This is a genomic window from Actinoplanes sp. NPDC051851, from assembly GCF_040681165.1.
Taxonomy (GTDB): Bacteria; Actinomycetota; Actinomycetes; order Mycobacteriales; family Micromonosporaceae; genus Actinoplanes.
The window spans coordinates 1-22,109 of sequence record NZ_JBFAYF010000046.1; the positions used below are offsets into that span (position 1 = coordinate 1).

The 22,109-nt window shown below is 72.6% G+C and carries 25 protein-coding genes and 1 riboswitch; of the genes, 10 read left to right on the top strand and 15 right to left on the bottom strand.

The window, feature by feature from the left end; translation table 11 throughout:
- Positions 1 to 315: 315 nt before the first annotated feature.
- On the bottom strand, positions 316 to 1,464 hold the full coding sequence (locus AB0M08_RS33690; protein ID WP_364502251.1) for an RDD family protein: 1,149 nt from the start codon (positions 1,462 to 1,464) through the stop codon (positions 316 to 318).
- A 25-nt stretch (positions 1,465 to 1,489) separates the two neighbouring features.
- Between AB0M08_RS33690 and AB0M08_RS33695 the strand changes: the two genes are divergently transcribed.
- Positions 1,490 to 2,452 (top strand): stage II sporulation protein M, encoded by a 963-nt coding sequence (locus AB0M08_RS33695; RefSeq protein WP_364502477.1) that lies wholly within the window; start codon positions 1,490 to 1,492, stop codon positions 2,450 to 2,452.
- Between the two features lie 34 nt (positions 2,453 to 2,486).
- Positions 2,487 to 2,972 (top strand): MarR family transcriptional regulator, encoded by a 486-nt coding sequence (locus AB0M08_RS33700; protein WP_364502254.1) that lies wholly within the window; start codon positions 2,487 to 2,489, stop codon positions 2,970 to 2,972.
- Here AB0M08_RS33700 and AB0M08_RS33705 read toward each other — a convergent pair.
- A complete protein-coding gene (locus AB0M08_RS33705) occupies positions 2,864 to 3,577 on the bottom strand; it encodes an isoprenylcysteine carboxylmethyltransferase family protein (protein WP_364502256.1) in 714 nt (237 codons plus the stop codon). The two genes, AB0M08_RS33700 and AB0M08_RS33705, sit on opposite strands and share 109 nt — an antisense overlap.
- A gap of 48 nt (positions 3,578 to 3,625) precedes the next feature.
- The gene (locus tag AB0M08_RS33710; RefSeq protein ID WP_364502259.1) at positions 3,626 to 4,636 is read right to left on the bottom strand and encodes an alpha/beta fold hydrolase; all 1,011 of its coding nucleotides are present in this window, start codon (positions 4,634 to 4,636) and stop codon (positions 3,626 to 3,628) included.
- Positions 4,637 to 4,908: 272 nt separating this feature from the next.
- On the opposite strand from AB0M08_RS33710, the gene AB0M08_RS33715 reads away from it, so the two are divergent.
- Together AB0M08_RS33715 and AB0M08_RS33720 are read left to right on the top strand one after the other, a co-directional pair.
- Positions 4,909 to 5,430 (top strand): sigma factor-like helix-turn-helix DNA-binding protein, encoded by a 522-nt coding sequence (locus AB0M08_RS33715; protein ID WP_364502262.1) that lies wholly within the window; start codon positions 4,909 to 4,911, stop codon positions 5,428 to 5,430.
- Positions 5,423 to 6,721, top strand: coding sequence for a hypothetical protein (locus AB0M08_RS33720; protein ID WP_364502265.1), 1,299 nt, complete (start codon positions 5,423 to 5,425; stop codon positions 6,719 to 6,721). Before AB0M08_RS33715 ends, AB0M08_RS33720 begins: the two co-directional genes overlap by 8 nt.
- On the opposite strand, the gene AB0M08_RS33725 is transcribed toward AB0M08_RS33720, so the two are convergent.
- Positions 6,708 to 7,607, bottom strand: a complete 900-nt coding sequence (locus AB0M08_RS33725) for an aminoglycoside phosphotransferase family protein (protein ID WP_364502268.1) — start codon at positions 7,605 to 7,607, stop codon at positions 6,708 to 6,710. The two genes, AB0M08_RS33720 and AB0M08_RS33725, sit on opposite strands and share 14 nt — an antisense overlap.
- A gap of 57 nt (positions 7,608 to 7,664) precedes the next feature.
- A complete protein-coding gene (locus AB0M08_RS33730; protein ID WP_364502270.1) occupies positions 7,665 to 8,681 on the bottom strand; it encodes a DUF4037 domain-containing protein in 1,017 nt (338 codons plus the stop codon).
- Between the two features lie 17 nt (positions 8,682 to 8,698).
- Here AB0M08_RS33730 and AB0M08_RS33735 point away from each other — a divergent pair, with 17 nt between their 5' ends.
- Together AB0M08_RS33735 and AB0M08_RS33740 are read left to right on the top strand one after the other, a co-directional pair.
- The gene (locus AB0M08_RS33735; RefSeq protein ID WP_364502480.1) at positions 8,699 to 9,655 is read left to right on the top strand and encodes an aminoglycoside phosphotransferase; all 957 of its coding nucleotides are present in this window, start codon (positions 8,699 to 8,701) and stop codon (positions 9,653 to 9,655) included.
- Complete coding sequence (locus AB0M08_RS33740; RefSeq protein ID WP_364502272.1) at positions 9,652 to 9,978, top strand: hypothetical protein; 327 nt, start codon at positions 9,652 to 9,654, stop codon at positions 9,976 to 9,978. The genes AB0M08_RS33735 and AB0M08_RS33740 overlap by 4 nt, the downstream gene beginning before the upstream one ends.
- Before the next feature lie 78 nt (positions 9,979 to 10,056).
- Here the strand turns inward: AB0M08_RS33740 and AB0M08_RS33745 are convergent, their stop codons facing one another.
- The gene (locus AB0M08_RS33745; RefSeq protein WP_364502482.1) at positions 10,057 to 10,461 is read right to left on the bottom strand and encodes an NUDIX hydrolase; all 405 of its coding nucleotides are present in this window, start codon (positions 10,459 to 10,461) and stop codon (positions 10,057 to 10,059) included.
- An 8-nt stretch (positions 10,462 to 10,469) separates the two neighbouring features.
- Here AB0M08_RS33745 and AB0M08_RS33750 point away from each other — a divergent pair, with 8 nt between their 5' ends.
- Both AB0M08_RS33750 and AB0M08_RS33755 read left to right on the top strand, forming a co-directional pair.
- Entirely contained in the window at positions 10,470 to 10,637 is a 168-nt protein-coding gene (locus tag AB0M08_RS33750) for a hypothetical protein (protein WP_364502484.1), read from the top strand.
- Positions 10,638 to 11,082: 445 nt separating this feature from the next.
- Positions 11,083 to 12,267 carry a helix-turn-helix domain-containing protein gene (locus AB0M08_RS33755; RefSeq protein ID WP_364502275.1) on the top strand — a complete coding sequence of 395 codons (1,185 nt, stop codon included), beginning with the start codon at positions 11,083 to 11,085 and terminating at the stop codon, positions 12,265 to 12,267.
- Between the two features lie 228 nt (positions 12,268 to 12,495).
- On the opposite strand, the gene AB0M08_RS33760 is transcribed toward AB0M08_RS33755, so the two are convergent.
- The 3 genes from AB0M08_RS33760 to AB0M08_RS33770 all read right to left on the bottom strand — a co-directional run bounded on the left by AB0M08_RS33760 (position 12,496) and on the right by AB0M08_RS33770 (position 16,097).
- Positions 12,496 to 14,748, bottom strand: a complete 2,253-nt coding sequence (locus AB0M08_RS33760) for a hypothetical protein (protein ID WP_364502278.1) — start codon at positions 14,746 to 14,748, stop codon at positions 12,496 to 12,498.
- Positions 14,745 to 15,158, bottom strand: coding sequence for a hypothetical protein (locus tag AB0M08_RS33765; RefSeq protein WP_364502281.1), 414 nt, complete (start codon positions 15,156 to 15,158; stop codon positions 14,745 to 14,747). Before AB0M08_RS33765 ends, AB0M08_RS33760 begins: the two co-directional genes overlap by 4 nt.
- 246 nt (positions 15,159 to 15,404) lie before the next feature.
- Positions 15,405 to 16,097: a TetR/AcrR family transcriptional regulator gene (locus tag AB0M08_RS33770; protein WP_364502284.1), complete on the bottom strand. Its 693-nt coding sequence runs from the start codon at positions 16,095 to 16,097 to the stop codon at positions 15,405 to 15,407.
- 57 nt (positions 16,098 to 16,154) lie between these two features.
- Between AB0M08_RS33770 and AB0M08_RS33775 the strand changes: the two genes are divergently transcribed.
- The gene (locus AB0M08_RS33775) at positions 16,155 to 17,261 is read left to right on the top strand and encodes an NAD(P)/FAD-dependent oxidoreductase (protein WP_364502287.1); all 1,107 of its coding nucleotides are present in this window, start codon (positions 16,155 to 16,157) and stop codon (positions 17,259 to 17,261) included.
- Positions 17,262 to 17,299: 38 nt separating this feature from the next.
- Positions 17,300 to 18,349 (top strand): LD-carboxypeptidase, encoded by a 1,050-nt coding sequence (locus AB0M08_RS33780; protein ID WP_364502290.1) that lies wholly within the window; start codon positions 17,300 to 17,302, stop codon positions 18,347 to 18,349.
- A 59-nt stretch (positions 18,350 to 18,408) separates the two neighbouring features.
- Here AB0M08_RS33780 and AB0M08_RS33785 read toward each other — a convergent pair whose 3' ends face one another.
- The 6 genes from AB0M08_RS33785 to AB0M08_RS33810 all read right to left on the bottom strand — a co-directional run bounded on the left by AB0M08_RS33785 (position 18,409) and on the right by AB0M08_RS33810 (position 21,651).
- Positions 18,409 to 19,164, bottom strand: a complete 756-nt coding sequence (locus tag AB0M08_RS33785; RefSeq protein WP_364502293.1) for a CbtA family protein — start codon at positions 19,162 to 19,164, stop codon at positions 18,409 to 18,411.
- Positions 19,155 to 19,358 (bottom strand): CbtB-domain containing protein, encoded by a 204-nt coding sequence (locus tag AB0M08_RS33790; RefSeq protein ID WP_364502296.1) that lies wholly within the window; start codon positions 19,356 to 19,358, stop codon positions 19,155 to 19,157. Before AB0M08_RS33790 ends, AB0M08_RS33785 begins: the two co-directional genes overlap by 10 nt.
- Positions 19,359 to 19,418: 60 nt before the next feature.
- Positions 19,419 to 19,482: riboswitch (cobalamin riboswitch) on the bottom strand.
- A gap of 169 nt (positions 19,483 to 19,651) precedes the next feature.
- Positions 19,652 to 20,308: an alpha/beta fold hydrolase gene (locus tag AB0M08_RS33795; RefSeq protein WP_364502298.1), complete on the bottom strand. Its 657-nt coding sequence runs from the start codon at positions 20,306 to 20,308 to the stop codon at positions 19,652 to 19,654.
- Positions 20,305 to 20,733, bottom strand: coding sequence for a hypothetical protein (locus AB0M08_RS33800; RefSeq protein ID WP_364502301.1), 429 nt, complete (start codon positions 20,731 to 20,733; stop codon positions 20,305 to 20,307). Before AB0M08_RS33800 ends, AB0M08_RS33795 begins: the two co-directional genes overlap by 4 nt.
- A gap of 94 nt (positions 20,734 to 20,827) precedes the next feature.
- The gene (locus AB0M08_RS33805; RefSeq protein ID WP_364502303.1) at positions 20,828 to 21,253 is read right to left on the bottom strand and encodes a GNAT family N-acetyltransferase; all 426 of its coding nucleotides are present in this window, start codon (positions 21,251 to 21,253) and stop codon (positions 20,828 to 20,830) included.
- Complete coding sequence (locus tag AB0M08_RS33810; protein WP_364502306.1) at positions 21,250 to 21,651, bottom strand: nuclear transport factor 2 family protein; 402 nt, start codon at positions 21,649 to 21,651, stop codon at positions 21,250 to 21,252. Before AB0M08_RS33810 ends, AB0M08_RS33805 begins: the two co-directional genes overlap by 4 nt.
- Positions 21,652 to 22,109: the final 458 nt, after the last annotated feature.

A 22,109-nucleotide genomic window follows, 5' to 3' on the forward strand; every position in this document is an offset into this window, starting at 1 on the left:
GCCGAGCCCGCCGAGCCCGCCGAGCCCGCCGAGCCCGCCGAGCCCGCCGAGCCCGGGCGGGGCGGCTGGCGTCCAAGGGTGCCTCGACCCCCTCGACGCACCCTTGGGCGCCAACTGGATTCCCCTGGCTGGCGGTCTGGGGTGTCTCGGGCCGCCCGACACACCCCTGACGGCCAGCCAGAAGCTCGTGCCGGAGTGCCGGGCTGGGATTCCGTCCGCATCGCGGGGACGGCGGGGTGTCGTCATCGTCCCGAAAGCGGCGCCCCGAAAGCGGCGCCAGGGTATGGGCGGGCGAGCCACTTTCGGGGGAGTGGTCTAGCCCGGTGCCGGGGAGTCGTCGGTGGAGGGCGTCTGCGGGCGAAGCGGGGCGGTGCCGGGTGCGGCCGGGAACGGGGCCGCCGGGGGAGGGGGCGGGACCGACGGCGGGGCCGGGGGACGCGGGTGCGGGGAGGGTGGGAGGACGCCCGGGTCACGGCGTACCAGATAGGGCCTGGTCTGACCGAAACCGGGGAGCAGGCGTTCGCTGACCAGGCGGCCGTTGACCAACTGGGCGGCGGAACGGCGGCGGCGTTCGGCCAGGACGGCGGTCAGGAACGGCAGCGGGGCGACGCCCGGGGGAGCGGGTGGGGTGACCCGGGTGCCGACCTCGGCGGCGAGGGAGCGCAGCAGCTGGGAACGGTGGGGTTCGTGCAGGTCGGTGTGGCGGGAGAGGAACTGGCGGACGGCCTCGGCCAGTTCGTCGTCGACCGTGGAGAGGTCGGTCGTCGCGGCCCACGGGGCCAGCTCGGGGGGCATCGGAGGGACGTAGCGGAAGCCGGAGGGGCGGCGTTCGTGGATCACCAGGGTGCCGGCGGCCAGGTCGCCGAGGCGGCGGCCCTTGTCCGAGAAGAGCATGGTGGCGAGGCTGCCGGCCCAGGTGAGGGGGAGCATCAGCAGGCCCGGCCACTCGACGGCCAGGCCGATCAGGGCGCGGGTGAAGGCGTGCCGGGGGCGGATCGGGCCGCCGTCCTCGCGGATCACCCGCAGGCCCATCGCGGACTTGCCGGGGCTGCGGCCGTTGGTGCGGGTCTCGACGTAGGCCGGGTAGAGGAGCAGGACCAGCACGGTCACCACCCGGATGACGGTGTCGAGCAGGGCCTCGTCGACCAGGACGCTCGGGATCAGGGGCCAGAGGATGCCGGTGAGCGCGACGAGGATCATCGCGACGACCGCCTGGACCATGACGTCGATCATCAGGGCGATCGCGCGGGAGCCGAGCCGGGCGGGCCGCAACTCCAGCGCGACCGCCTCCGCGGTGACGAAGCCGGAAGCAAGCGAGCCGGAAGCAAGCGAGCCGGAAGCAAACGAGCCGTAGGCGGACGAGCCGGAGCCTGAGGCGGTGGCAGGGCCGTCAGTGCCGACGAGGCCGGACGGTGCCGGGAAGGCGGACGGCGCAGGGCCGGAGGTGGGGGCGGGCGCGGTCACCGGCACAGCTTAGGCTGCCGGAGTGATGGATCTCGACGCGTACCTGGCGGAGCGCCGCGGTGAGTGGAACCGCCTGGAGACGCTCGCCGCGCGGCGGAAGCTGAGCGCGACGGAATCGGACGAGCTGGTGCTGCTCTACCAGCGCGCCGCCACCCATCTCTCGGTGGTCCGCAGCCGCACCCCGGACCCGGTCGTGCTCGCCGACCTGTCCCGCCTGGTGCTCGCCGGTCGCGCCGCGGTGACCCGGGGCAACCGGTTCTCGCTGCGGCCGGTGGCCGATTTCGTGCTGTACCGGTACCCGGCGGCGCTGTACCGGACCCGGCGCTGGTGGGCCACGCTCGGGATCCTGATGATGGTGCTCGGCGCGGCGCTGACCTGGTACGTCGCCGTGCACCCGGACGTCATCGCGCTCCTGCTCAGCGACGGCGAGGTGCAGCAGCTGGTCGGCACGGACTTCGTCGGCTACTACAGCGAGTTCCAGGCGCAGAACTTCGCGCTGCAGGTGTGGACGAACAACGCCCTGCTCACCGCGCAGTGCCTGGCCTCGGGGGTGCTGATCCTGCCGGTGCTCTACCTGGTCGGGGTCAACCTGCTGAACACCGGGCTGACCGGGGGCGTGATGTTCGAGCAGGACGCCGGCGGGACGTTCCTGACGTACCTCGCCCCGCACGGCTGTCTGGAACTGACCTGCCTGTTCATCGGCGCGGGGGTCGGCCTGCGGATCGGCTGGGCGTGGATCTCCCCGGGGCCCACCCTGAGCCGCCGGGAGTCGCTGGTCGCCTGGGTCCGCGAGGGGATGGTGATCGCTATCGGTCTGGTGCCGACGCTCGCGGTCGCCGGAATCCTCGAGGCGTTCGTGACGCCGTCGGCGCTGCCGGCCCCGGTCCGGATCGCCATCGGGGTGATCGTCTGGCTGGCTTTTCTGGCGTACGCGATCGGGCGCGGCGGGTGGGCGGCGCTGGAGACAGATCGGAATCGGTCACGATGATGCCCATCATTTGATGCCTCGGTAGAGTGGCGCCATGGTGAGTGCGCGTCAGGAACTGCTTGTCGAGCTACAAGCGACACTCGCCCAGGCGGTGGCGGACGCGATCCTGGTTCAGCAGGCCGCGGCCGAGCGGCTCGGGCTCGGGCTGACCGACTTCAAGTGCCTGACCACCCTCCTCGAGGGCTCGGCCACCGCGGGTGAGCTGTGCGTACGGACCGGGCTGACCAGTGGCGCCGTCACCCGGATGATCGACCGGCTGGAACGCTCGGGGTGGGTGCGCCGGGTGCACGACATGGACGACCGGCGCCGGGTCATCGTGGAGGCGATCCCGGAGCGGCTGGCCGAGGCGCAGCCGCTCTTCGCCGCGGCCGCCGCGGGCTGGTCGGCGGCGCTCACCGACTACGACGAGGATCAGCTGCGGCTGCTGCTCGACCTCTTCGGCCGGATGCGGACGCTGGCCCGCGCCCAGGCCGAGGGGATCCGGGGCAGTGGCAGCAGCGCCGGGACGCGCCGGGCGTAGTCCGCGTACGCGGTACCGAACCGGCGCCGCAGGTCACGCTCCTCGAACCGGATGCCGACCAGGATGTACCCGGTACCGGCGACCGCGAAGAACAGGTGCCCCACGGTCATCCGCGGCGCCGCCCAGAAGACCACGATCAGCCCGAGCATCATCGGGTGCCGTACCCACCGGTAGAGCCACCGTTCGGCGAGCGCCGCGTCCCGCCGTTCCGCGCGCAGCCCGAGGAACTCGGCGTGGTCGACCATGAACGTCGACGCCACCACGAGCACCCATCCGGCCGCGTACAGTGCCCAGGGCCAGGCGCCGGTCGACCAGATCACCGCCGGCACCGGCTGCCACCACCAGTAGAGCGCGGCCAGCGCCAGGCTCGACGCGAGGACGTAGGTGCTGCGGTCGTCGAGCAGCCGCTTGAACCCGGCGCGCGCCATCACCGAGTGCTGCGCCGCGAAGAGCAGCAGCAGCCCGGAGTCGATCGCCAGCGCCGTCGTGGCGGGATGCCGGGCCGCCCCGTCCACCGGCCCGGTCAGGAAGATCCCGGCCCAGATCGACGTCAGAAGAAAGCTTGCGTACGCCACCAGCGCGTACCCGCGAGAGACGATTCCCATCACCTCATCCTGGTCACGGGGACGCACCGGGACAGCCGGGGAAATACCTCAGTTCGCCGTCGCCACGTGCCAGGCCGCGATCTGCGCGCGGGACCGGAAGTCCATCCGCAGCCGGATCCGCTCCACGTGCGCCTCGGCGGAGCGTTCGGTGATGCCCAGCCGCTCGCCGATCTGCCGGTTGGTGCAGCCCTCGGCGATCAGCGCGGCGACCTCCCGCTGCCGGGCGGTCAGCGTGGCCGCGGCGCCGCGGTGCCGCCCGGGCAGCCCGAGGAAGCGCCGGACCACCCGGGTCAGCGCCGCGCCGTCCCCGATGTACGGTAGGTGCGAGCGCCCCGGCAGCACCTCGAACCGGGCGCCCGGGATGCCCTCGGCCAGCCGCCGTCCCTCGGCGAGCGGCGCCGCCCGGTCGCGTTCCCGGTGCACCACGAGGGTCGGCGCGCTCACCCGGGGGAGCAGGTCGCGGACGTCCACCCGGTACGCCATCGCCAGCATCGCCGCGGCGGTCGCAGCAGGCGCCGAGTCCCGCTGGTAGCGCCGGAACGCCGCGCGGGTCGGCCCGTCGGTGTCCGGCGCGAAGACCTCGGCGAGCAGGTCGGAGGCGAGACCCCAGTGCTCGCGGACCAGCCCGGTCACGTGCCGCTGGATCTCCGGCGACGCGACGTCCGGCCCGTACGCCCAGCCGCCGTAGAGCACCAGCCGCGCCACGGTCTCCGGGTGTCGGGCCGCCCAGGCGACCGCGACCGCCGCGCCGGCCGAGATCCCCATCAGCTCGCACCGCCCGAGCCCGTCCGCCACCGCGGCCAGCGCGTCGAGCTCCTGCTCCATCGTGTACGGAAACTGGGCGGGACCGGACAGCCCACAGCCGGGTTTGTCGTACCGGACCAGGGTCCGCCCGTCGCCGAGTGCCTCGTAGAAGCCGCGTTCGGCGGGGAGTGCCCAGCTCAGCTCCAGATGGCTGAGCCAGCCGCCGACGTAGAGCAGCGGGGTGCCCGCCCCGCTGAGGGCATACCCGATCCGGACACCGTTCGCCGTCGTGGCCTCGCGCAGCCGTTGCCCCACGCCTCGACTCTAGAGCCGGACCACCCCGCCCCGGCGTCCCGGCTTCTCCCGGCCTTCCCAGATCAAGAGCTTCCGGTCGTACGAGAGAAAGGGGTGGTCTTAGAAATGAACTAGCTTCCTAGGATGCGTTACGGGTTGTGCGGCCCGCCCGCACCACGAACAGGAACCGAAAAGGACGGCTTCGCCGACAGGACCAGAATGAAGATCGATGCAACCGGCCGGCCGGGCTGTTTGTCCTCTCTGAGACAGGCGTTGATGACGAGGAGGGCGATTTGGATGCCGAGGATGCGGTGCGGCAGGCGTACGAGGCGTACTACCAGCGGCTGGTGACGCAGATCGCCGGGCTCGTCGGTGACCTGGCCGAGGCGGAGGACGCCGTGCACGAGGTGTTCGCGCGGGTGCTGGGGTCGCCCGCGTCGTTCCTGCGGGCCGACGACGCCGAGCGGTGGCTGCGGGTCGCGGCTCTCAACGTGACCCGGACCCGGTACCGGCGGCGGTGGCTCTTCGACCGGCTGGTCCGCTCCGGGCGGGTGGAGATCGTCCCGGCGGCGCTGCCCGGGGTGTCCGGGGACCGGGTGGCGCTGCTCGCCGCGCTGCGCAGGCTGGCGCCGCCGACCCGGGAGGCGGTGGTGCTGCACCATCTGGCCGACCTGCCGGTGGCGGAGGTCGCCGCCACTCTCGACATACCGGTGGGCACGGTCAAGGCCCGGCTGGCCCGGGGCCGGGCGGCGCTCGCCCGGTTCCTGGCCGACGACGAACCCGCTCTGGTGTCCGAGGAGGTACGCCATGCTTGAGTCCCAGTTCGACAGGCTGCGGTCCGAGGTCGGCGACGCGGTGCGCCAGCCGGACTTCGGCACCGTGCGGAGCCGGGCCGGCGCGATCCGGCGACGGCGTGCGGTCACCTCGGCCGCGGCGGTCCTCGCGGTGGTGCTGGGGGCGGCCGGTGCCGGGTACGCCGGGCCGGGTGCTCCGGACGAGCCCGGCCTGGCCGACGTGGCGCCGGTGGTCACCGCGAGCCCGGGGGAGGTGTGGTTCCCGTCGACCTCGGTCACGAACGCGGGGAGCAGTCTGTTCCGGGTCTTCGAGCGATGCCGGGAGTGTGACGCCGAGTTGTGGGTGTCGTCGGACGGCGGTGGGTCCTGGGAGCGGGGTGCGACGCCCCCGGCGCCGAGTGACGCGGCCGGTCCGCGTACGGCGACCCTGCTGGCGCTGGCGCCCGGATTGGTGCTCTGGCAGGAGCACCGCACGCTCACGGTCGCCGAGGTGCAGGCGATGGCGTCGTCCGGCGCGGGGAGCCCGGTGGACCTGCCGTGGATCACGCGGGACGGTGGCGTGAGCTGGCAGCGGGTCGTGGTCGGCACGGAGCCGGTGGCCGCGGTGCCGTCGGGGGTGCGGCCGGTCGACTGTGCCGTGGTGGCGGTGCCGACCTGCGCGATCGGGGTGATCGACCCGGTGACCGGCCGGTTCGCCCCGCTGGCGGTGCAGCCGGCGGGTATCACGGTTCAGCAGCGGTGGGCCGCTCTGGTGAACGTGCCGCTCGGCGGGGGGCTGTGGGTGCCGGGGCGGGATCCGGTCACGAACCGGCCGGCGGTGGCGACCAGCGCGGACGCGGGGCGTACCTGGCACACCCAGGTCTTCACCGGTGCGGTGCCGGCGGTGCTCGGGAGTGACGGTACGGCGGCGGCGTACTACCTGCCGAAGGTGGCCGCCGGGCCGGGTGGGGCGGCGTATGTGCTGACCTTCCGGGCGGACGGGGTGGTCGACGTGCACTACACGGCTGACGGCGGGTCGACGTGGCGTGACGGGGCGACGGTCGGCGATCCGCAGGGGTCGGCCGGGTTCGTCACCGCGGACGGTGCGCACGTCGTCATCGCGGATACCGGGCTCGTCGCCGCCCGGGGTACCGGCCGGTACGCACCGGTGGCCCTCCCCGGGTATCCGGTCGCCGCGGGCGGGTATCCGGTGGATCCGGGGCTGGTTCAGGTCGCCGCGGGGAAGGCCGCGGTGCCGTACCTGGTGGACTCGGACGACGGTCCGTACGTCTCCGGGGACGGGCGGACGTGGCGGTTGGTCAGGCTTCCCTGAGCAGTCGCCGCAGGGTGGCCCGGGCGGGCGGGGCCCAGCTGGGTTTGCCGCCCGGGCCGTCGTCGTTGCCGATGAGCAGGCCGCTGAGGGCGCGGGCCATCGCCCAGCCCCGGGCGCGGCGGAGCGTGGCGGTGTCGAGGTCGTGCCGGTAGGCGGCGGCGAAACGGCCGATGCCGTCGCCGTCGTCATCGGGAAGGAGGATCCAGGCGGCGGAGATGTCGTACGCCGGGTCGCCGGTGCAGAGGTCGCCGAAGTCGATGATGCCGCACAGGTCGCCGTCGCTGGTGAGGGCGTTGGCGGGGTGCAGGTCGGCGTGCAGCCAGAGTGGTGGGCCGGTCCACGGGGGTGCGGCGAGGGCGTCCTGCCAGATGGCGTCGACCGGGGCCGGGTCGTCGATCAGGCCGCGGGTGGTGAGCAGGGCCAGTCCGTTGGTGAAGTCCTCGGCGCGGTCGGTGAGGGGGCCGCCGCGCTGGGGGTTCACCGGGGCGCGGTCGGGGGCGGGGTGGTGCAGGGCGGTCAGGAAGGCGGCCAGGGTGGTGGCCGCCTGTGCGCCGGCGGGTGCCCGGTCGGCGGGGGTGCCGGGTATCCAGGTGGTGATCAGCCAGGGGCGGGGGAAGCGGTCGGTGGGTTCGCCGAGTCGCTGGGGTACGGGTACCGGCAGGGGCAGGGCCGGGGCGAGCGTGGGGAGCCAGGCGTACTCCTTGAGCAGCAGCGTGCCGGAGACGGGGGTGGCCCAGGGGAGGCGTACCGCGAGGTCGTCGCCGAGGCGCCAGAGCTGGTTGTCCCAGCCGCGGGCGCCGAGCCGGATCGGCCGGTCGGCGAGGTCGGGGTGCTGGTCGCGAAGGAGGTCCCGGACCAGGTCTGCGGTGATCTCGATCGTGGTCACGATCATCATCCTAGGATGCCCTAGCGGATGTGCGGCACGCCGCACACGGAACAACACCTAAAAGGACGGCTTCGCCGACGACCCGAAAACGAATTCGGTGTTGTCACTGATCTGGTCGATGGATCCGGTGACCGGGCGCGTCGCCAGTTCCGGGTCGGTGATCGCGGTTCGCAGTGCGGCAGTGAAACGTCCGGCGCCGATCACCGGATAGCCCCGGTCGAAATAGGGGCGGCGCGTCGGCTGCACCGGGTCGCACAGGGCGAGGGCGTTCTGTCTGCGGGCTGCTTCCTCGTACGCCGTGCACAGCGCGTCCTGTCGTTCGTCCGGGTCCGCTGTGGTGATCGCCGTGGTGAGCATCGGTGTCGCCGGGTCGGTGCGGATCGCGGTGGTGAGCCATTTCTGGTACGGCGGCCAGCGCCGGTCGAGGAGCAGCAGCAGCCGGGCCACGTCCCGGGCGAGCCGTGCGGCGGTCAGGCGGGATCCGAGTTCGTCGCCCGCTTCGGCCGTACGCCCGACGAACGCCTCCTCTTCGCCGATGCGGGCCCACTGTGCGGCGAGGACGTGGCGCCACACGTCGTCGGGGTACCAGCGGAGCCGGTCGCGGACGGCGTGGAGTTCTCCGGCCGGATCGTGGAAGACGGCGCCGCCGGTGATCTCCGCGAGCCGTTGCCAGGGCAGGGTGAGCCAGTCGCGGGTGTCCATGGCGGCCGGGTCGCATCGTAGGTGGTCGTGGATCCAGCGGCGGAACGGTGTCACCGTGACGTAGTGGTCGATGGGGCCGTCGGTTTCGGTCATCGACCGGACGCGGGCGCCGGCCGGTGTGAAGTGGGTGGGCCAGCCCTCGAAGTGTGCGGGGAGCCGGTGGCGGAGTTCGTCGGTGAGGCCGTGGTCGTCGCAGAAGAGGTCGAGGCGTGGTCCCCAGTCGTGGTCGGTGGAGCGGGGGCCGTCGTAGCCGAGGACGTCGCTGCCGGGTCCGATGCGGGCGGCGATGTGCGGGCGGTCGCCGAGCAGGGGTGCGACGACGTGGGTGTAGTAGCGGTGGGCGAGTGCGAGTCCGGGGGTGAACGCTGGCATAGCCTCATGGTGTGTCGATGGGTGAGGTTTTGCCGCACAGCACGGCCAACGAGGTGACCGGTGGGGTCTGGCGGGTGGCGCGGGGTACGGGGACCGCGGTGCTGAAGGTGGTGATGCCCCGGCGTGCGGGTGCGGCCCCGCATCTGTCCGCGAGTGATGATCCGGGGCATTTCAACTTCTGGCGGCGGGAGCCGCTCGTCTACTCGTCCGGGTTGCAGCTCTCGGCGTTCGCGGGGGTGCCGGGGCCGTCGCTTCTGGACATGGAGGAGCGGCCGGACGGGTCGGTGGCGTTGTGGCTGGAGGATGTCCGGGGTGAGCCGTGGACGCCGGCGTTCCTGGCGGAGGTGGCGGAGCGTCTCGGTGCGGCGCAGGCGGCGCATGTCGGCCGGGTGCCGGAGATCCCCTGGTTGGCGCGGGATTTCCTGCGGGACTACACCCTGGCGCAGGGGTGTCCGGAGGGTCTCGCTTGGGAGCATCCGGTGGCGGTGTCGGCGTGGTCGCCGGTGTTGCGGGGGCGGTTGCGTCAGTTGTGGGCGCGGCGGCACGAGTTGCTGGCGGCGTGTGATGCGTTTCCGCGTACGCTCGCTCATCACGACGTGTGGCCGATGAATCTGGTGAATTCATCGTCGGGACCGGTGTTGTTGGATTGGGCGTTCGTGGGTCCGGGGGCGGTCGGTGAGGACGCGGCGAATCTGGCGTTGGACACGTTCTTCGACGGGTTGATGGATATCGGTCTGCTCGGTGAGGTTCTGGAGTCGGTGACCGAGGGCTACGTCCGGGGGATGCGCGGTGTGGTGGACGCGGATGTGGTGCGGCGGGCGATCCGGTTGACGGGTGCGGCGAAGTATTTCTGGCTGGCGCCGCGGATGCTGTCCCTTTCGGCGGTGACCGCTTATGACGTACGGGATGTGGCGGAGCGTTTCGTGGGGCGGGCGCCGTTGCTGGGGGTGGTGACGGAGTGGATGGGGGCGTGAGGTTCTGGGGGATCGTCGCGGAGTCGCGGGGTGATCCGGAGCGGTTGCGGACGGTTCTGGCCGGGTTGTCCCGGGCGGAGGTGTACGCGTTTCAGGATGTGTTCCTGGAGTTCTCGGCGGAGGTGCGGGATCTGGTCGGTTCCGGTCATACCGAGGACGGGGCGGACGATGTGGCGGACTGGGTGGTGAGTCAGGGCGCGGCGGCGTACGCGGCGGTCCTCGCCGGTGGTCCGGTGGGTGCGCCGCTGGATCCGGTGGGGTTGGGTCATGTGGCGTACGAGGTGTATTTCGAGCGGTTCGGGGTGGCCCTGGATCTGATGTGACGCCGGTGCCGGCCGTTCATTCCAGAGGAAACGGGGTCCGGAGCACTCAACGGCGTGCTGCTGGCCTATCTCGCCCGGCTACAGGCCGATGTTCGCCTTGGCTCCCATGTACGAGCCGGCCTGCGGCCATCCCTGCTGGGCCAGGTCGACGAACCGCTCGCTGAATCCCAGCCCGGGCAGGTCCGCCAGTCTGACGAACCGCACCCCGCGGATCGGCCGGGTGTCGGCCCCTTCCACGACCGCTCCGACCCGTCCGCCGACCCGGCGCACCTCGAAGGTGATGTGAACGACATGCGCACCGACGTGATCGCACAGGTAGAGCAGCCGGCCGACCTCGACCCGCATGCCGGTCTCCTCGGCCATCTCCCGGATCAGGGCCTCGGCCAGGGTTTCGCCGTCCTCGACCTTCCCGCCGGGCAGGCTCCACCGGCGAGGGCCGTCGGTGTCCTGGTCGAGCCGTGGGGAAGCGGGCCGCCAGCACAGTGTCGAGGGTGCGCAGTTCCGTACCGATGCGGGCCGAGCCGGTGAACGCGGCTGCCGTGGCGCTGCGCAGCCCGAGCGCGATCGCCCGGTCCGGCGACAACACCCCCGGATATGCGTACGACAGGGGCAGTAAGTCATACCGGACCGAGCGACCGAGCAGTCCCCATCGGGGATGATCAAAAAAGGTAACGGGTACTGCTGCGTCGTTCACGCCTGCAGGCTGTCCGATCCGCCGGTACGTGGGTGTACCACGTGGCGGGGTGGGGGTGGTTACGGTCCGGGCATGTTACCGCCATCCCCACGGATAAACCCGGGGGATTTCCCAGCTCAGACCGCACCCGACCCGCCGCCCCGAAGGATGGCCGACCGCATGTCTCACGTCGTCAGCACTGGCACGGTCGCGCTCCGCCGTGGCAAAACCTCGACAACACTCGTTCACTCCGATCGGCTTGGTTCTCACCGACCGGACGCCTGAAAATTTAGCACATCTGTCCACTTGAACCCCGCGCGGATGGGACGCCGGATTCGCCGTGGCGGCGAACCGGCTTTCCTCGTCCTGCTCCGCAGGGAGTCCGCTTCCTACCCACGGTTGAAGCCGGGGGTTTCTACGGAGGACTTTTGATGACGCGATTGGTGGCTGATCCGACGATCGGTCAGCGTATTCAGGCTCGCCGCGTGCTGCGTGGCTGGAGCATCCGGTATGCGGCGAGCCGTGCGGGGGTCTCGCATGCGACGTGGAGCAGGATCGAGCGGGGGTTGCAGGCGGCGGACAACCGGTTCACCCTGGCGGAGATCGCGGCGGCGCTGGAGTGTTCGCCGGTGGATCTGGTGGGTGTGCCGGTGCCGGCCGCGGATCGGGCGCTGGTGGCGGCGCACGCTGCGGTGCACGGTGTCCGGCAGGCCCTGGTCGACGTGGACCTGTCGGAGGTGTCGCCGCGGGAGCCGCGGCCGTTGCCGGAGGTGGCGCGGACGCTGGAGTTGGTCGACTCGTTGCGGCAGGCGTGTGACTATGCGGGGGCGTCGCGGCTGTTGCCGGGGCTGTTGCGGGATCTGCATGCGGGGGTGCCGGGCCGGGATCGGGCGGCGGTGTTGCGGGCGCTGTGTCAGGCGGCGTTCATCGCGTCGTCGGTGTTGCGCAATCTCGGTCATCCGGCGGAGGCGTGGCTGGGTGCGGAGCGGTGCCGGGATGCGGCGGAGGCGGCCGGGGATCCGGTGCTGCTGGGGTATGCGGCGTATGCGCGGGCGAGCGCGGCGAACGCGTGTGGTGCGTTCGAGCGGGGGCTGGCGCTGGCGTCGCGGGCGGTGGACGCGCTGTCGGGTGCTCCGGAGCTGGTGGGTTCGCTGCAGTTGAACTGTGCCCTGTCGGCGCGGGGGATGCGGAGGCTCGACGACAGCCGGGGGTGGCTGGCGGAGGCGGCCGGCCTCGCCGCGCGTACGGGGGAGACTGAGACTTTGACGTTGTTCTTCGGTCCGACGAATGTGGCGTTCTGGCGCATCGGGATCGAGGTGGACGGTGGTGATCCGGGGCGGGCGGCGGAGATAGCGCGGTCGGCGAATCCGGCGTTGTTGCCGTTGGGGTTCCGGCAGGTGTTCTTCTATGCGGACACGGCGCGGGCGCTGGCGGGTCTGCGGGGCCGTGATGCGGAGGCGATCCGTTTCCTGCTGGCGGCGGAGCGGGTGGCGCCGCAGCATGTGCACACGTCGCCGGTGGTGCGGGAGACGTCGCGGGCGCTGTTGGAGCGGTCGCGGCGTCAGGCGGGTGGGGTGGCGCTGCGGGGTCTCTGTCATCGTCTGCAGGTGGGTTGAGAGAGCGTGCTTCTCCCGCACGCCGGAGGCCGTTCCCGGCTGGCCCCAGACGACCTGGCGAAACTCTTCGGGTAACCGGATGCCGTGCGAGTCCTCGAAGCCTGACACCAGCTGCGCGGTCAGCGGAGGGCCGAGGGTGACTTGCTCTGCCGAAGGCAGAGCAGCGAGCTATGAAGACCCGAAGCTGACCACCGTGGTCGACGCGGTCAAGGGGGTTCCCGCCGAAGCCTATTTTCGCCGGAGGTCGGCTAAGACGGCGGCCTGCGCACCGGCGAGGAGCTGGTCGAGGCTGGCCGTGCGCTGCCGGGGGAGGGGGGAGTTGACGGCTGCGGCGGCCCAGGTGCCGCAGATCTCGTTGCGGCCGGCCGTAACGCACCGCTCGTGCACGGTCACGACGGTCGATGTCTTCTTGTGCCGGAAGACGGTGCGTATCTCCCTGAGCATGGGGTTGGCGGACAGCAGACGCTGGCTGCTGTGAGCGATGCCATCGATGGTGTCGGAGTCGGGGTAGGTCGTCTCCGGGCACTGTGCGGTGTACGCGGCCGCGTCGGCCCAGTTCTCCGCTAGTGCCCGGCTGTCCGCGTACGGCTGGAGGACGAGGGCCAGGTTGGCCCCGAACGGGGGGATCATCTTCTTCGTAGCCGCGTAGATGATCTGTTGCTTCGGTGCGGTCGTGGCCGCGTCCCACTTCGTGTCGAAGTCGTTGCCCGCCCGGTCGCACGACGCTGGCGAGAGCGTGACGTCGCTGTCCGGGAGGGATGTGGTGACCGACCAGCCGGGCAGGGCGTTCCCGGCCGCCTTCAGAGCGCGGAGTTGGGCAGCCTCGGACAGGTCCCGGGCTGGGTCGAGCGGGCCGTCCGAGGCCGGCGGCGCGGTGGTCGAAGACGGGGTCGGCTGCAGGGTGGCCAGGGCCTGTTTCGCGTAGGCGATGTCGGCGGGGCGGCCGGTGACGGCGCTCGCCGAGCTTGTCAGGACGACCACGGCCAGCAGCGCGGCGAGCGGGGCGGCCAGCAGCGCGGCGGGCCGGACCCGGCCGGGAGCCCGCCGCTTGCCCGCCCGGGGGTCCGTCACGGGATGGATGAGCGCCAACACGGGGGCGGACACGAGAATGAGCACGATGAGCAGGTGCGTCGGGTTGACCACGTAGTGGGTCACGTTCCATAGCCAGACATCGGTGGGCAGATGGGTGACGACGACGTCGGCCAGGAACAGCCCGGCGCCCAGTAGGACGGACGTGGCCCAGCCGGCGAGTATCGTCGCCGCGAACGGTGGCCGGGGCCGGACGGCCAGCGCGACGGCGATGACCACCCAGCCGGTCGCCGCGCACACCCACCATCGCTCCCCGAGGAGCGACAGCGCCAGATCGCCGTTGACGTCGTGCCGGAAGCGCAGATAGATGATGGGCAGGGCGACCAGAGTCCCGGCCGCCAGCGTCACGACGGCTGTCCGGATCAGTGGCCGCGACGGCCGGCCTGAGGACAGCGCCAGCGCCGCGATGAGGCCGAAGACCAGAAGGCTCGGATGGTAGGTGTCGGTCACCCCGCCGGAGCGCACGGCGTACCGCTGGACCGCCAGGGCGTCGGTGCCGCCGAGGGAGGCCAGGATCCCGGCCTCGATCCCGCGGGCCAGGACGTATCCGCCGAGCGCCGCGGCGGTGAGCGCGACCAGCACCGGTCGGCCCGGTGTGAGGATCGTCAGTGACCACACCGCGCCCGCGAACGCGAGCAGGAGCACCACGAGCAACCAGCCGGCATGGGACGCGGTCCCGACGACGTTGATCATGAGGCCGGGGATGTCGGCCAGTGCCCCGGTGACCAGGCCCGCGACCGCGGCGGCGACGAACCCGGCCCGGTCGCGTTCCTGTCCCTGCCACAGGGCCGCGAGCAGGACGAACATGAGCGCACCGGCTGCACCGCACAGCGGCGGGACGGTGTAGGCGGTCCATCCCCACACGTTACTCACCAGTACGTACAGCGGGGAGACGAGCTCCACGCTCACGTGGGTGACCGCGGCGACCAGCAGGAGGATCCCCCCGGCCGGGATCGCGGCTCCGCCGACGACCTGCTGCCGTGCCTCGCGGTCCGGGTGGACCCGGAAGATCCGGGCAACCTTTCCGGCAGGTGGCGCGGCCCGGTTCAGCATCGCCGCGACCGGCTCCGGGGAGGTCATCCGGGCGGCGGCGACCTCGTCGGCGACGTGTTCGCGCAGCCGCATCACGCGGGCTCGGATCACGATCACGGTCGCCCGCCGATAGGGCGCGACGCACTCGTCGAACGCGCGCAGGGTGTCGGAGCCGCCGTCCGGGACGACGCCGGCAGTGATCGCCCCCACGTCGACGCCGAGGTTGAGTTCGCAGACGACGGTGACGGAGTCGTCGACCAGACCGTAGCCGGCGCCGGCCGCCCAGCCGGCGGACAGGCCCGCCGAGGTCAGCAGGAACGCCGCGAGGACGTAGAGCCACCACGGCCGGCTCCTGGTCATGCGGCGTCGCCCAGGTCGGGGCCGAAGATCGAGTCGGCGAGCAGCACCGCCTTCTTCTTGCCGAGCCCCAGTTCCTGCCCGTTGGCGACGCATGCGGCGTGCAAGGCCGCGCGGTGCCGGGGGTCGATCGTGACCTGCGCCTGTGGTTTCGGCCGGCGCCGCAGCCAGCGGCGGCGCCGCAGCCGGGCGTAGGTGGCGTCGCCCAGCACCGAGCCGAGGGCGCCGGTGACGACATCGAACACGACCGTGATGTCCAGATCGGACGGAACCCCGATCCGCGCCGTGCCGCCGGGTGTCCGCGAACTCCCGAGCCGCCCGTCGAGCCAGGCCGCGGCCACCTCGTCGAAGAGCGGCATCTCCTCGGGCGAGATCTCTTGGACACCGGTCCGTACCAAATCCACGACGTCCACTGAGTCTCCCGTTGAAGCCGGCCGGCAGTTCCCTCAGCTTCACGGTCCTCGACCGCCCATCGTCTTAGCGCGGTGCTGTCCCGTTCCGGACAGTTACCCGCACGGGTACAGCAGCAGGCGGGCCGGAACATCCTGATCAACGTATCGCCCGGCCGCTGCCACCTCTGTTGCAGTGCCGCCGGGTGCGGACATCGGTGGAAGCCACGGGCGGCCCCACCGCGGCAGGCCGACCGGTGACGACGTGGCTCAGCCCGGTGGCCGGGTGAGCTGGGCGGCGACGGCGTCGAGGAGCCAGTCGAGGCCGGTGGTGAAGGTGGCCTCGGGGTCGGTGTCGGTGTCGCCGTGTACGGCCTTGGCGAGGGTGGGGAAGCGGCCGGTGGCCAGCATCCTGGTCACGTGGGGGCCGGCGGCGCGTCTCCATTCGTCCTTGGTCATGCCGGTGGTGCGCGCGGCGCGGCGGGCGGCGATCTCGCGGCGGATCGCGCCGGTGGTGTAGGCGGCGACGGTCTCGGCGGCGCGGACGGCGGTGGCGATGTCGGTGTGGGCGTCGAGGGCGGCGAGCCGGGCCTCGGTGAGGGCGAGGCCGTGCGGGCCCAGGGGTGGGCGGCCGCCGAGCAGGTCGGCGAGCCATTCGTGGCGGAGGGCGGCGAGCCGGGTGCGGTGGGCGAGGGTGCGCAGGGTGTCCCGCCAGTCGCCGGGGGGTTCTTCCGGGAGGATCTCGGCCTGGACCTCGTCGAGCATGAGGTCGAGGAGTTCCTCCTTGGTGGCGATGAAGCCGTAGAGCCGCATCGGGCCGGCGTCGAGGCGGGCGGCGACCTTGCGGACCGAGACCGCGTCGAGGCCGCCCTCGTCGGCGAGGGCGATCGCGGCGGCGACGATCCGTTCCCGGTCCAGGGGTACGGGTCCCCGGGGTGGTGCGGGCCGGTCCCAGACGCTCATGGTCACCTTCTCCGTGCGGTTGTGATGCATGATACGGCGCCGATACAGTGTATCGATATGAGACATCGTATCGCCGTGGTCGGTGCCGGGCCCGCCGGCCTCACCCTCGCCCGGGTCCTGCACCGGCACGGTCACCCCGTCACCGTCCTGGAACGCGACCCCGGCCCCGATGCCCGTCCGCCCGGCGGCAGCCTCGACCTGCACGAGGGTCTGGGCCAGCTGGCCCTGGAGAAGGCGGGGCTGCGGGACGGGTTCGCGGCTCTGTCGCGCCCGGAGGGGCAGGCCATGCGGATCCTGGACCCGGACGGGACCGTCCTGCGGGACTGGCGGCCCGGACCGGACGAGCGGGCCAACCCGGAGATCGACCGCAAGCAGCTGCGGGACCTGTTGACCGGCCCCCTCGCGATCGCGTGGGGGCGGGGCGTGACCCGGGCCGACGGCGCGCTGGTCACCTTCGGCGACGGGCGGCAGGAGACGTACGACCTGGTGGTCGGCGCGGACGGCGCCTGGTCACGGATCCGGGCGGCGGTCTCCCCGGTGACCCCGCACTACACCGGCATCACCACTGTCGAGACCTCCCTCGACGACGTCGACACCCGGCACCCCGGCCTGGCCCGGATGATCGGCGACGGCGCGATGTCGGTGTACGGGGTGAACCGGTCGCTGACCGCGCAGCGCAACAGCGGCGGCCACGTCAAGGTGTACGCCAAGTTCCGGGCCCCGCAGGACTGGCACGCGGACCTCGACCCGGACGACGCCGCGGCGCTCCGGTCGCGCCTGCTGGCGCTCTTCGACGGCTGGGCCGGGCTCCTGCGCGACCTGCTGCGCCACGGCACCGGGTTCGCGCACCGCCCGATCCACGTCCTGCCGGTCGCGCACACCTGGGAGCACGTGCCCGGGGTGACGCTGATCGGTGACGCCGCGCACCTGATGCCGCCGCTGGGCGCGGGCGCGAACCTGGCGATGCTGGACGGCGCCGAACTCGCCGAGGCGATCGCCGCGGCCGCTCCCGGCGACCTGGACGGGGCGGTCCGCGCCTTCGAAGAGCGGATGTGGGCCCGCGCGGCCGTGTGGGCACAGATCACCACCGAGGGCCTGGACCGCCTGGTCAGCCCGGACCCCGCGCAGGCCGTGGCGCTCTTCTCCGAGGTCCAGCCCTCCTGAGCCGGGCACGGCCGGGCGCGGCTGGTTGGATATCGGGCATGGCTCATGAACTCATCAAGCCCCGAAAAGCCGCGCCCGGGGACCGGATCGCGGTGCTGTCGCCGGCCTTCGCGGCGCCGGGTGCGTTTCCGGCCGTCCACGAGCAGGGGATGCGGCGGCTCGCCGAGGTGACCGGTCTCGTGCCGGTGGAGTTCCCGACGACCCGCCAGGTCGGTGCCTCGCCGCAGGCGCGGGCGGCCGACGTCAACGCGGCCTTCGCCGACCCGGGCATCCGGGCGATCCTGGCCTCGATCGGCGGGGACGACCAGATCACCGTGATCCCGCATCTGGACGCCGCACTCGCCACAGCAGATCCCAAACCCTTCCTGGGTACGAGTGACAACACGAACCTGCACCACTGGCTCTGGTCACAGGGGATCGCGAGTTTCTACGGCGGATCGTCGCAGGTGCACCTCGGGCCGGGACCCGCCGTCGACGACGTGCACGCCCGGTCGTTGCGGGCGGCGCTGCTCACCGGGGAGACCCTGGAGGTGACCGATCCGGGGGAGTCGGAGGACATCGGGCACGACTGGGCGGACCCGCGGGCGCTGCACGAGTACGGGGACCGGGAGCCGACCGAGCCGTGGAGCTGGCACGGCCCGGCCCGTACGGTCACCGGGGTGTCCTGGGGCGGGTGTGTCGAGGTGATCGACCAGATCCTGATCGCCGGGCGGTTCCCGTTCCCGCCGGACGCCCTCGCCGGTGGGGTGCTGCTGCTGGAGACCTCGGAGGAGCTGCCCCGGGCCCGGGTGGTGGCGCGGGTCGTACGGGCGCTGGGCGAGCGCGGGATCCTGGACGCGGTGGACGCGGTGCTGCTGGCGCGGCCGCCGGTGTCCGACTTCACCCGCCGCCCGGACGCCGCGGACCGGGCCCGGCTGCGCGCCGAGCAGCGGGACGCGGTGCTCGAGCAGGTGAGCCGGTACCACCCGGGCGCGGTGGTCTGCGTGGGGGTGCCGTTCGGGCACACCCGGCCGCAGTGGATCCTGCCGCACGGCGGGACGATCACCGTGGACGGGGACGCGCGGCGGATCGTCGCCGAGTACGCCTGACGGTCGTAACGGAAAAGGCGGCCCGGGCGAGGGGCCGCCTTCTCTCAGGGAAACCGGGCTCAGGACGCGGTGGCGACCTCGGGCTCGGCGGTGACCGGGTGGGCGCTGCGCGACGCGTACCGGTTGACCAGGCCGGCGAAGGCGAGGCCGAGGACCGTCCAGAGGACCGCCTGGGTGCCCAGCGACGCGATCCGGAACTGCCAGAGCAGCGTGGGCGGGAACGTGTCCGGCACCTCGTTGATGTGCGGCAGCAGGGTGTATGCGATCGTCACGACGACCAGGAACCCGGCGAGGCCGGCGGCGGCGCGGCGCCACTCGTGGCTCTGGGTGCGGGCGGCCAGCACACCGGCCCAGACCGCGACCAGGCCGAGCGCGACGACCGCCAGGTAGCTGTAGGTCCGCTGGTTGATCGTCGACGGGTCGCCGACGGCCGGCGGGTTCGGCGGGTACTTGAAGAACGGCACCAGGACCAGGCCCACCAGGGCGGACGCGGCCAGGCCGAGGGCGGCGCGGGTGTCGCTGCCGGTGCGCAGGCGGCGGCGCAGCACCGTGTACGCGGTGGCGAGGATACCGCCCATGGCGATGCCGTAGAGGCTGGTCGCCAGGATCAGGCCGACGTTCTTCTGGGTGTCGCGGGCGACGAGTTCCTCGCCGGTGTCGACCTGCCCGGCGGCCTGGGCGTCGGCCTCCTCGATGGCGATGGCCGCGTCGACGCGCGGCTCACCGGCGAAGTACGCGAAGCCGCCGGCGAGCAGGCCCGCGATCAGCCCGGCGAGCAGGCCGTTGAGCAGAATTCTGCCGAAGGTCAGTGGCACGGGACACCCAGCAGGTGACGGCCGTCGTGCATGAGCTCGTGCAGGTACATACCGCTGTGCGAGAGCGCGCCCTGGTCGAAGGCGACCAGGTAGGCGAGCAGCAGCAGGACACCGACGGTGCCGGCGGCCGCGCCGAGGAGCCTCGGTGAGACGGCGGGCACGGCGATGGGCTGGGCGGTGGTGGCCTTGGGCATGGCGGTATCAACCTCCTACGGGATGACGCGTCCCGATCGACAGGCTGCGGCGCGTGAGCGTCCTGACTCACGGATCCCGGGGGACCCGTTCACAGTGGCGCGACCGCACCGGGCTTGCACCGGTTTACCTCACGTACGCCGCAGATGGCCCCCACAACCTAACTGCCGTGATGGTGAGTGAGCAACCGGGTCCGGGTGAGTGAGACCCGCACCGCCCCGCGCCCCGGCGCGGTGACGTGGTGCGGTGCGGGTTTCCGCCCGCGGTGGGCGTACCGGAAGCGCCTCGGAAGGTTTCAAGAAAGGAACGCGGTCACCTCGGAGAGGAACGCGGCCGGCGCGTCACGATGCGGGTAGTGACCGGCCGGGATCAGCGTGAACCGGGCCTCGGGCATCAGGGCCGCCGCGTCGGTCAGCAGGTCACGGGGGATCGGGCTCTGGTCACCGCCGATGATCAGCGTCGGGGTGGCGAGCGCGGGTGTCCGATCCCACCAGGCCGGGTCCGGGGCGTCGAGCTGGGCGCGGATCGCGTGCACGGCCGCGAAGTCGAACGGGGTCGGCTCGTCCGGCGTCGCGATCGGCGGACGGTGCAGCGCGCCCGGGCGCGGGGCGACGGCGTCCTCCAGGACCAGGCGGGTGACCCGGTGCGGGGCGGCCTGCGCGACCAGCGTCGCGACGACCGCGCCCATCGAATGCCCCAGCAGCACACACGTCGCGATCCCGGCGGTGTCGAGGTGGGCCAGGACGTCGTCGCGCATCAGCTCGAACGAGTAGTCCCCGGGGTGCGGGCTGTCGCCGTGCCCGCGCAGGTCCAGAGCGTGCACGTGGTGGGCGCGGGCCAGCTCGGGCAGCAGCGGCTCCCACTCGGCGCCGTCGTCGCCGAGCCCGTGCAGCAGGACCAGCGGCGGATGGGCGGGGTCACCCGCGGTCCGGTGGGCGAGGGTGACGGTCATCGCGGGGGCTCGATATCCATCCGCCGAGTATGCAGGACACCGCCGATCAGGGTGGCCACCCCCAGCACGCGCAGGGCGGCCTGCAGGGTGAGGGCCCGGTACGGGTCGGCGAGCGCGCCCGGCAGGATGTAGGCGGCGATCAGGGACAGGACGAACCCGGCCGACGCCGCGTAACCCACGTGTCCCGTCCGGTGGGTGCGGGGCCGGCGGCGGACGGCGGCCGCCCAGAACAGCCAGGAGATCAGCAGGCCGAGCAGCGACCCGGCCCCGACCCCGCCGACGACCAGCAGCAGCAGCGCCCGCGCCGGGCCGGTCGACGGGTGCGCGGCGACGAGCGCCGCGACGACCGCGACGACACCGAACACCGCGGCGAACCCGGCGACCCGGCGGGTCGCGGCCGCTGCGTCAGCGGGGTCGTCCGGCATGCCGTTCAGGGTAGCGGGCTGTGGAAGGATGCGATGCCATGATCGTCCTGGTCAACGGGCTGCCCGGCCGACGTGGCCGGGGTCGCCGCGCGGGTCACGGCTCCCAGAGCAGCAGCTGGCGGTGGTGGGTGAAACCGGCGCGCAGGTAGAAGTCGACGGCGCGGCGGCCCGAGTGGACCGTCACGAACAGCAGGCCCAGCGCCCGGGCCTCGGCGAGCAGCGCGGCGATCAGGGCGCCGCCGATGCCCCGGTTGCGGTGGTCGGCGTGCACGTCGACGGCCTGCACGTCGCCGAACCGGCGTACCGGGGCGCCGGGTCCGGGCACCCGGGCGGCCACGTACAGCCAGGCGACGCCGACGACGCGGCCGTCGAGGTCGGCGACGAACGGCAGGTGGGTGGCGGTGTGCGCGGTGACCCAGGCGGTGTAGGACGCGAGCTCACCGGGACCGATGCCGCGCACGGCGGCGTGCCCGGGGATGTCGTCCGGGCCGCCCCGGCGTACGGTGACGCCCGCCGTCACGGCTGCAACGGGGTGCGCCGGGGAACCACCGCGCGGTGCGCGATCCGCCAGCCGGCCGGTTCGCGGCGGACCACATCCCGGTAGACGACACTGCCGGCGCGGCCGTCCGCGTGGACGCCGATGCCCTTGGACCGGACCCGGACCGTACCGTCGGGGTCCTCGGTCACGCAGACGTTCGTGACGTGGTGACCGAGGGGGTTCGCGTCGCCCAGCGCCAGGCTCGCCGCGGTGATCGCCTCGGGGCCGTGCAGTTCGCCGCGGCCGAACGCGGACAGGTCGTAGACGACGTCGGCGGTGAACAACTCGCCCAGCCGGCCGAACTCGCCGTCGTCCATCAGATGCCCGTGCAGCGCGACCAGCTCGTGGATCGCGAGTCTGTCCTCTGTCGACAACGGCACCGCTCCTTTCTACCAGGCCGTCCCGGACTCGGGGGTGACCCCCGGACCCCGCTGGTCAATTCCGGTGGGATCGTCGTCGCCGGCGGGGGTCGCGGGGTGGGCGTTCTCGGTCATGGCCCGGGATGGGGGTTTCCCCCGGTCGGGGTGGGCCCCGTCTGGCCGGACTTGATCAACATTTCATGATCAACTACGGGTTGGATCTTGGTGGCTGGTGCTCAGGGGTGTGTCGGCGGGCTGGAGTGACCCGTGAGCGCCAGCTTTCCCGGCGCGGCTGGCGTTCACGGGTCACTCGGAGCGCCTGAGACACCCCTGACCACCAGCCCACCAGCCCGACCCACCGCCTGCGGGCACCGCCGCCCGGCGGGCCCGCGACCGAAACCCGGCCGACGGAATCGACGATCCGCGGGCAGCGAGTGCTTCGGACGGGCACTCGCCGCGGGATCCGGCGACCCACCCGT

Excerpts from the sequence above, each read along its gene's own strand:
- AB0M08_RS33695 (WP_364502477.1), top strand. The coding sequence starts at position 1,490 with ATGGATCTCGACGCGTACCTGGCGGAGCGCCGCGGTGAGTGGAACCGC.
- AB0M08_RS33700 (WP_364502254.1), top strand. The coding sequence starts at position 2,487 with ATGGTGAGTGCGCGTCAGGAACTGCTTGTCGAGCTACAAGCGACACTC.
- AB0M08_RS33705 (WP_364502256.1), bottom strand. The coding sequence starts at position 3,577 with ATGGGAATCGTCTCTCGCGGGTACGCGCTGGTGGCGTACGCAAGCTTT.
- AB0M08_RS33720 (WP_364502265.1), top strand. The coding sequence starts at position 5,423 with ATGCTTGAGTCCCAGTTCGACAGGCTGCGGTCCGAGGTCGGCGACGCG.
- AB0M08_RS33730 (WP_364502270.1), bottom strand. The coding sequence starts at position 8,681 with ATGCCAGCGTTCACCCCCGGACTCGCACTCGCCCACCGCTACTACACC.
- AB0M08_RS33735 (WP_364502480.1), top strand. The coding sequence starts at position 8,699 with ATGGGTGAGGTTTTGCCGCACAGCACGGCCAACGAGGTGACCGGTGGG.
- AB0M08_RS33755 (WP_364502275.1), top strand. The coding sequence starts at position 11,083 with ATGACGCGATTGGTGGCTGATCCGACGATCGGTCAGCGTATTCAGGCT.
- AB0M08_RS33760 (WP_364502278.1), bottom strand. The coding sequence starts at position 14,748 with ATGACCAGGAGCCGGCCGTGGTGGCTCTACGTCCTCGCGGCGTTCCTG.
- AB0M08_RS33770 (WP_364502284.1), bottom strand. The coding sequence starts at position 16,097 with ATGAGCGTCTGGGACCGGCCCGCACCACCCCGGGGACCCGTACCCCTG.
- AB0M08_RS33775 (WP_364502287.1), top strand. The coding sequence starts at position 16,155 with ATGAGACATCGTATCGCCGTGGTCGGTGCCGGGCCCGCCGGCCTCACC.
- AB0M08_RS33780 (WP_364502290.1), top strand. The coding sequence starts at position 17,300 with ATGGCTCATGAACTCATCAAGCCCCGAAAAGCCGCGCCCGGGGACCGG.
- AB0M08_RS33790 (WP_364502296.1), bottom strand. The coding sequence starts at position 19,358 with ATGCCCAAGGCCACCACCGCCCAGCCCATCGCCGTGCCCGCCGTCTCA.
- AB0M08_RS33795 (WP_364502298.1), bottom strand. The coding sequence starts at position 20,308 with ATGACCGTCACCCTCGCCCACCGGACCGCGGGTGACCCCGCCCATCCG.
- AB0M08_RS33800 (WP_364502301.1), bottom strand. The coding sequence starts at position 20,733 with ATGCCGGACGACCCCGCTGACGCAGCGGCCGCGACCCGCCGGGTCGCC.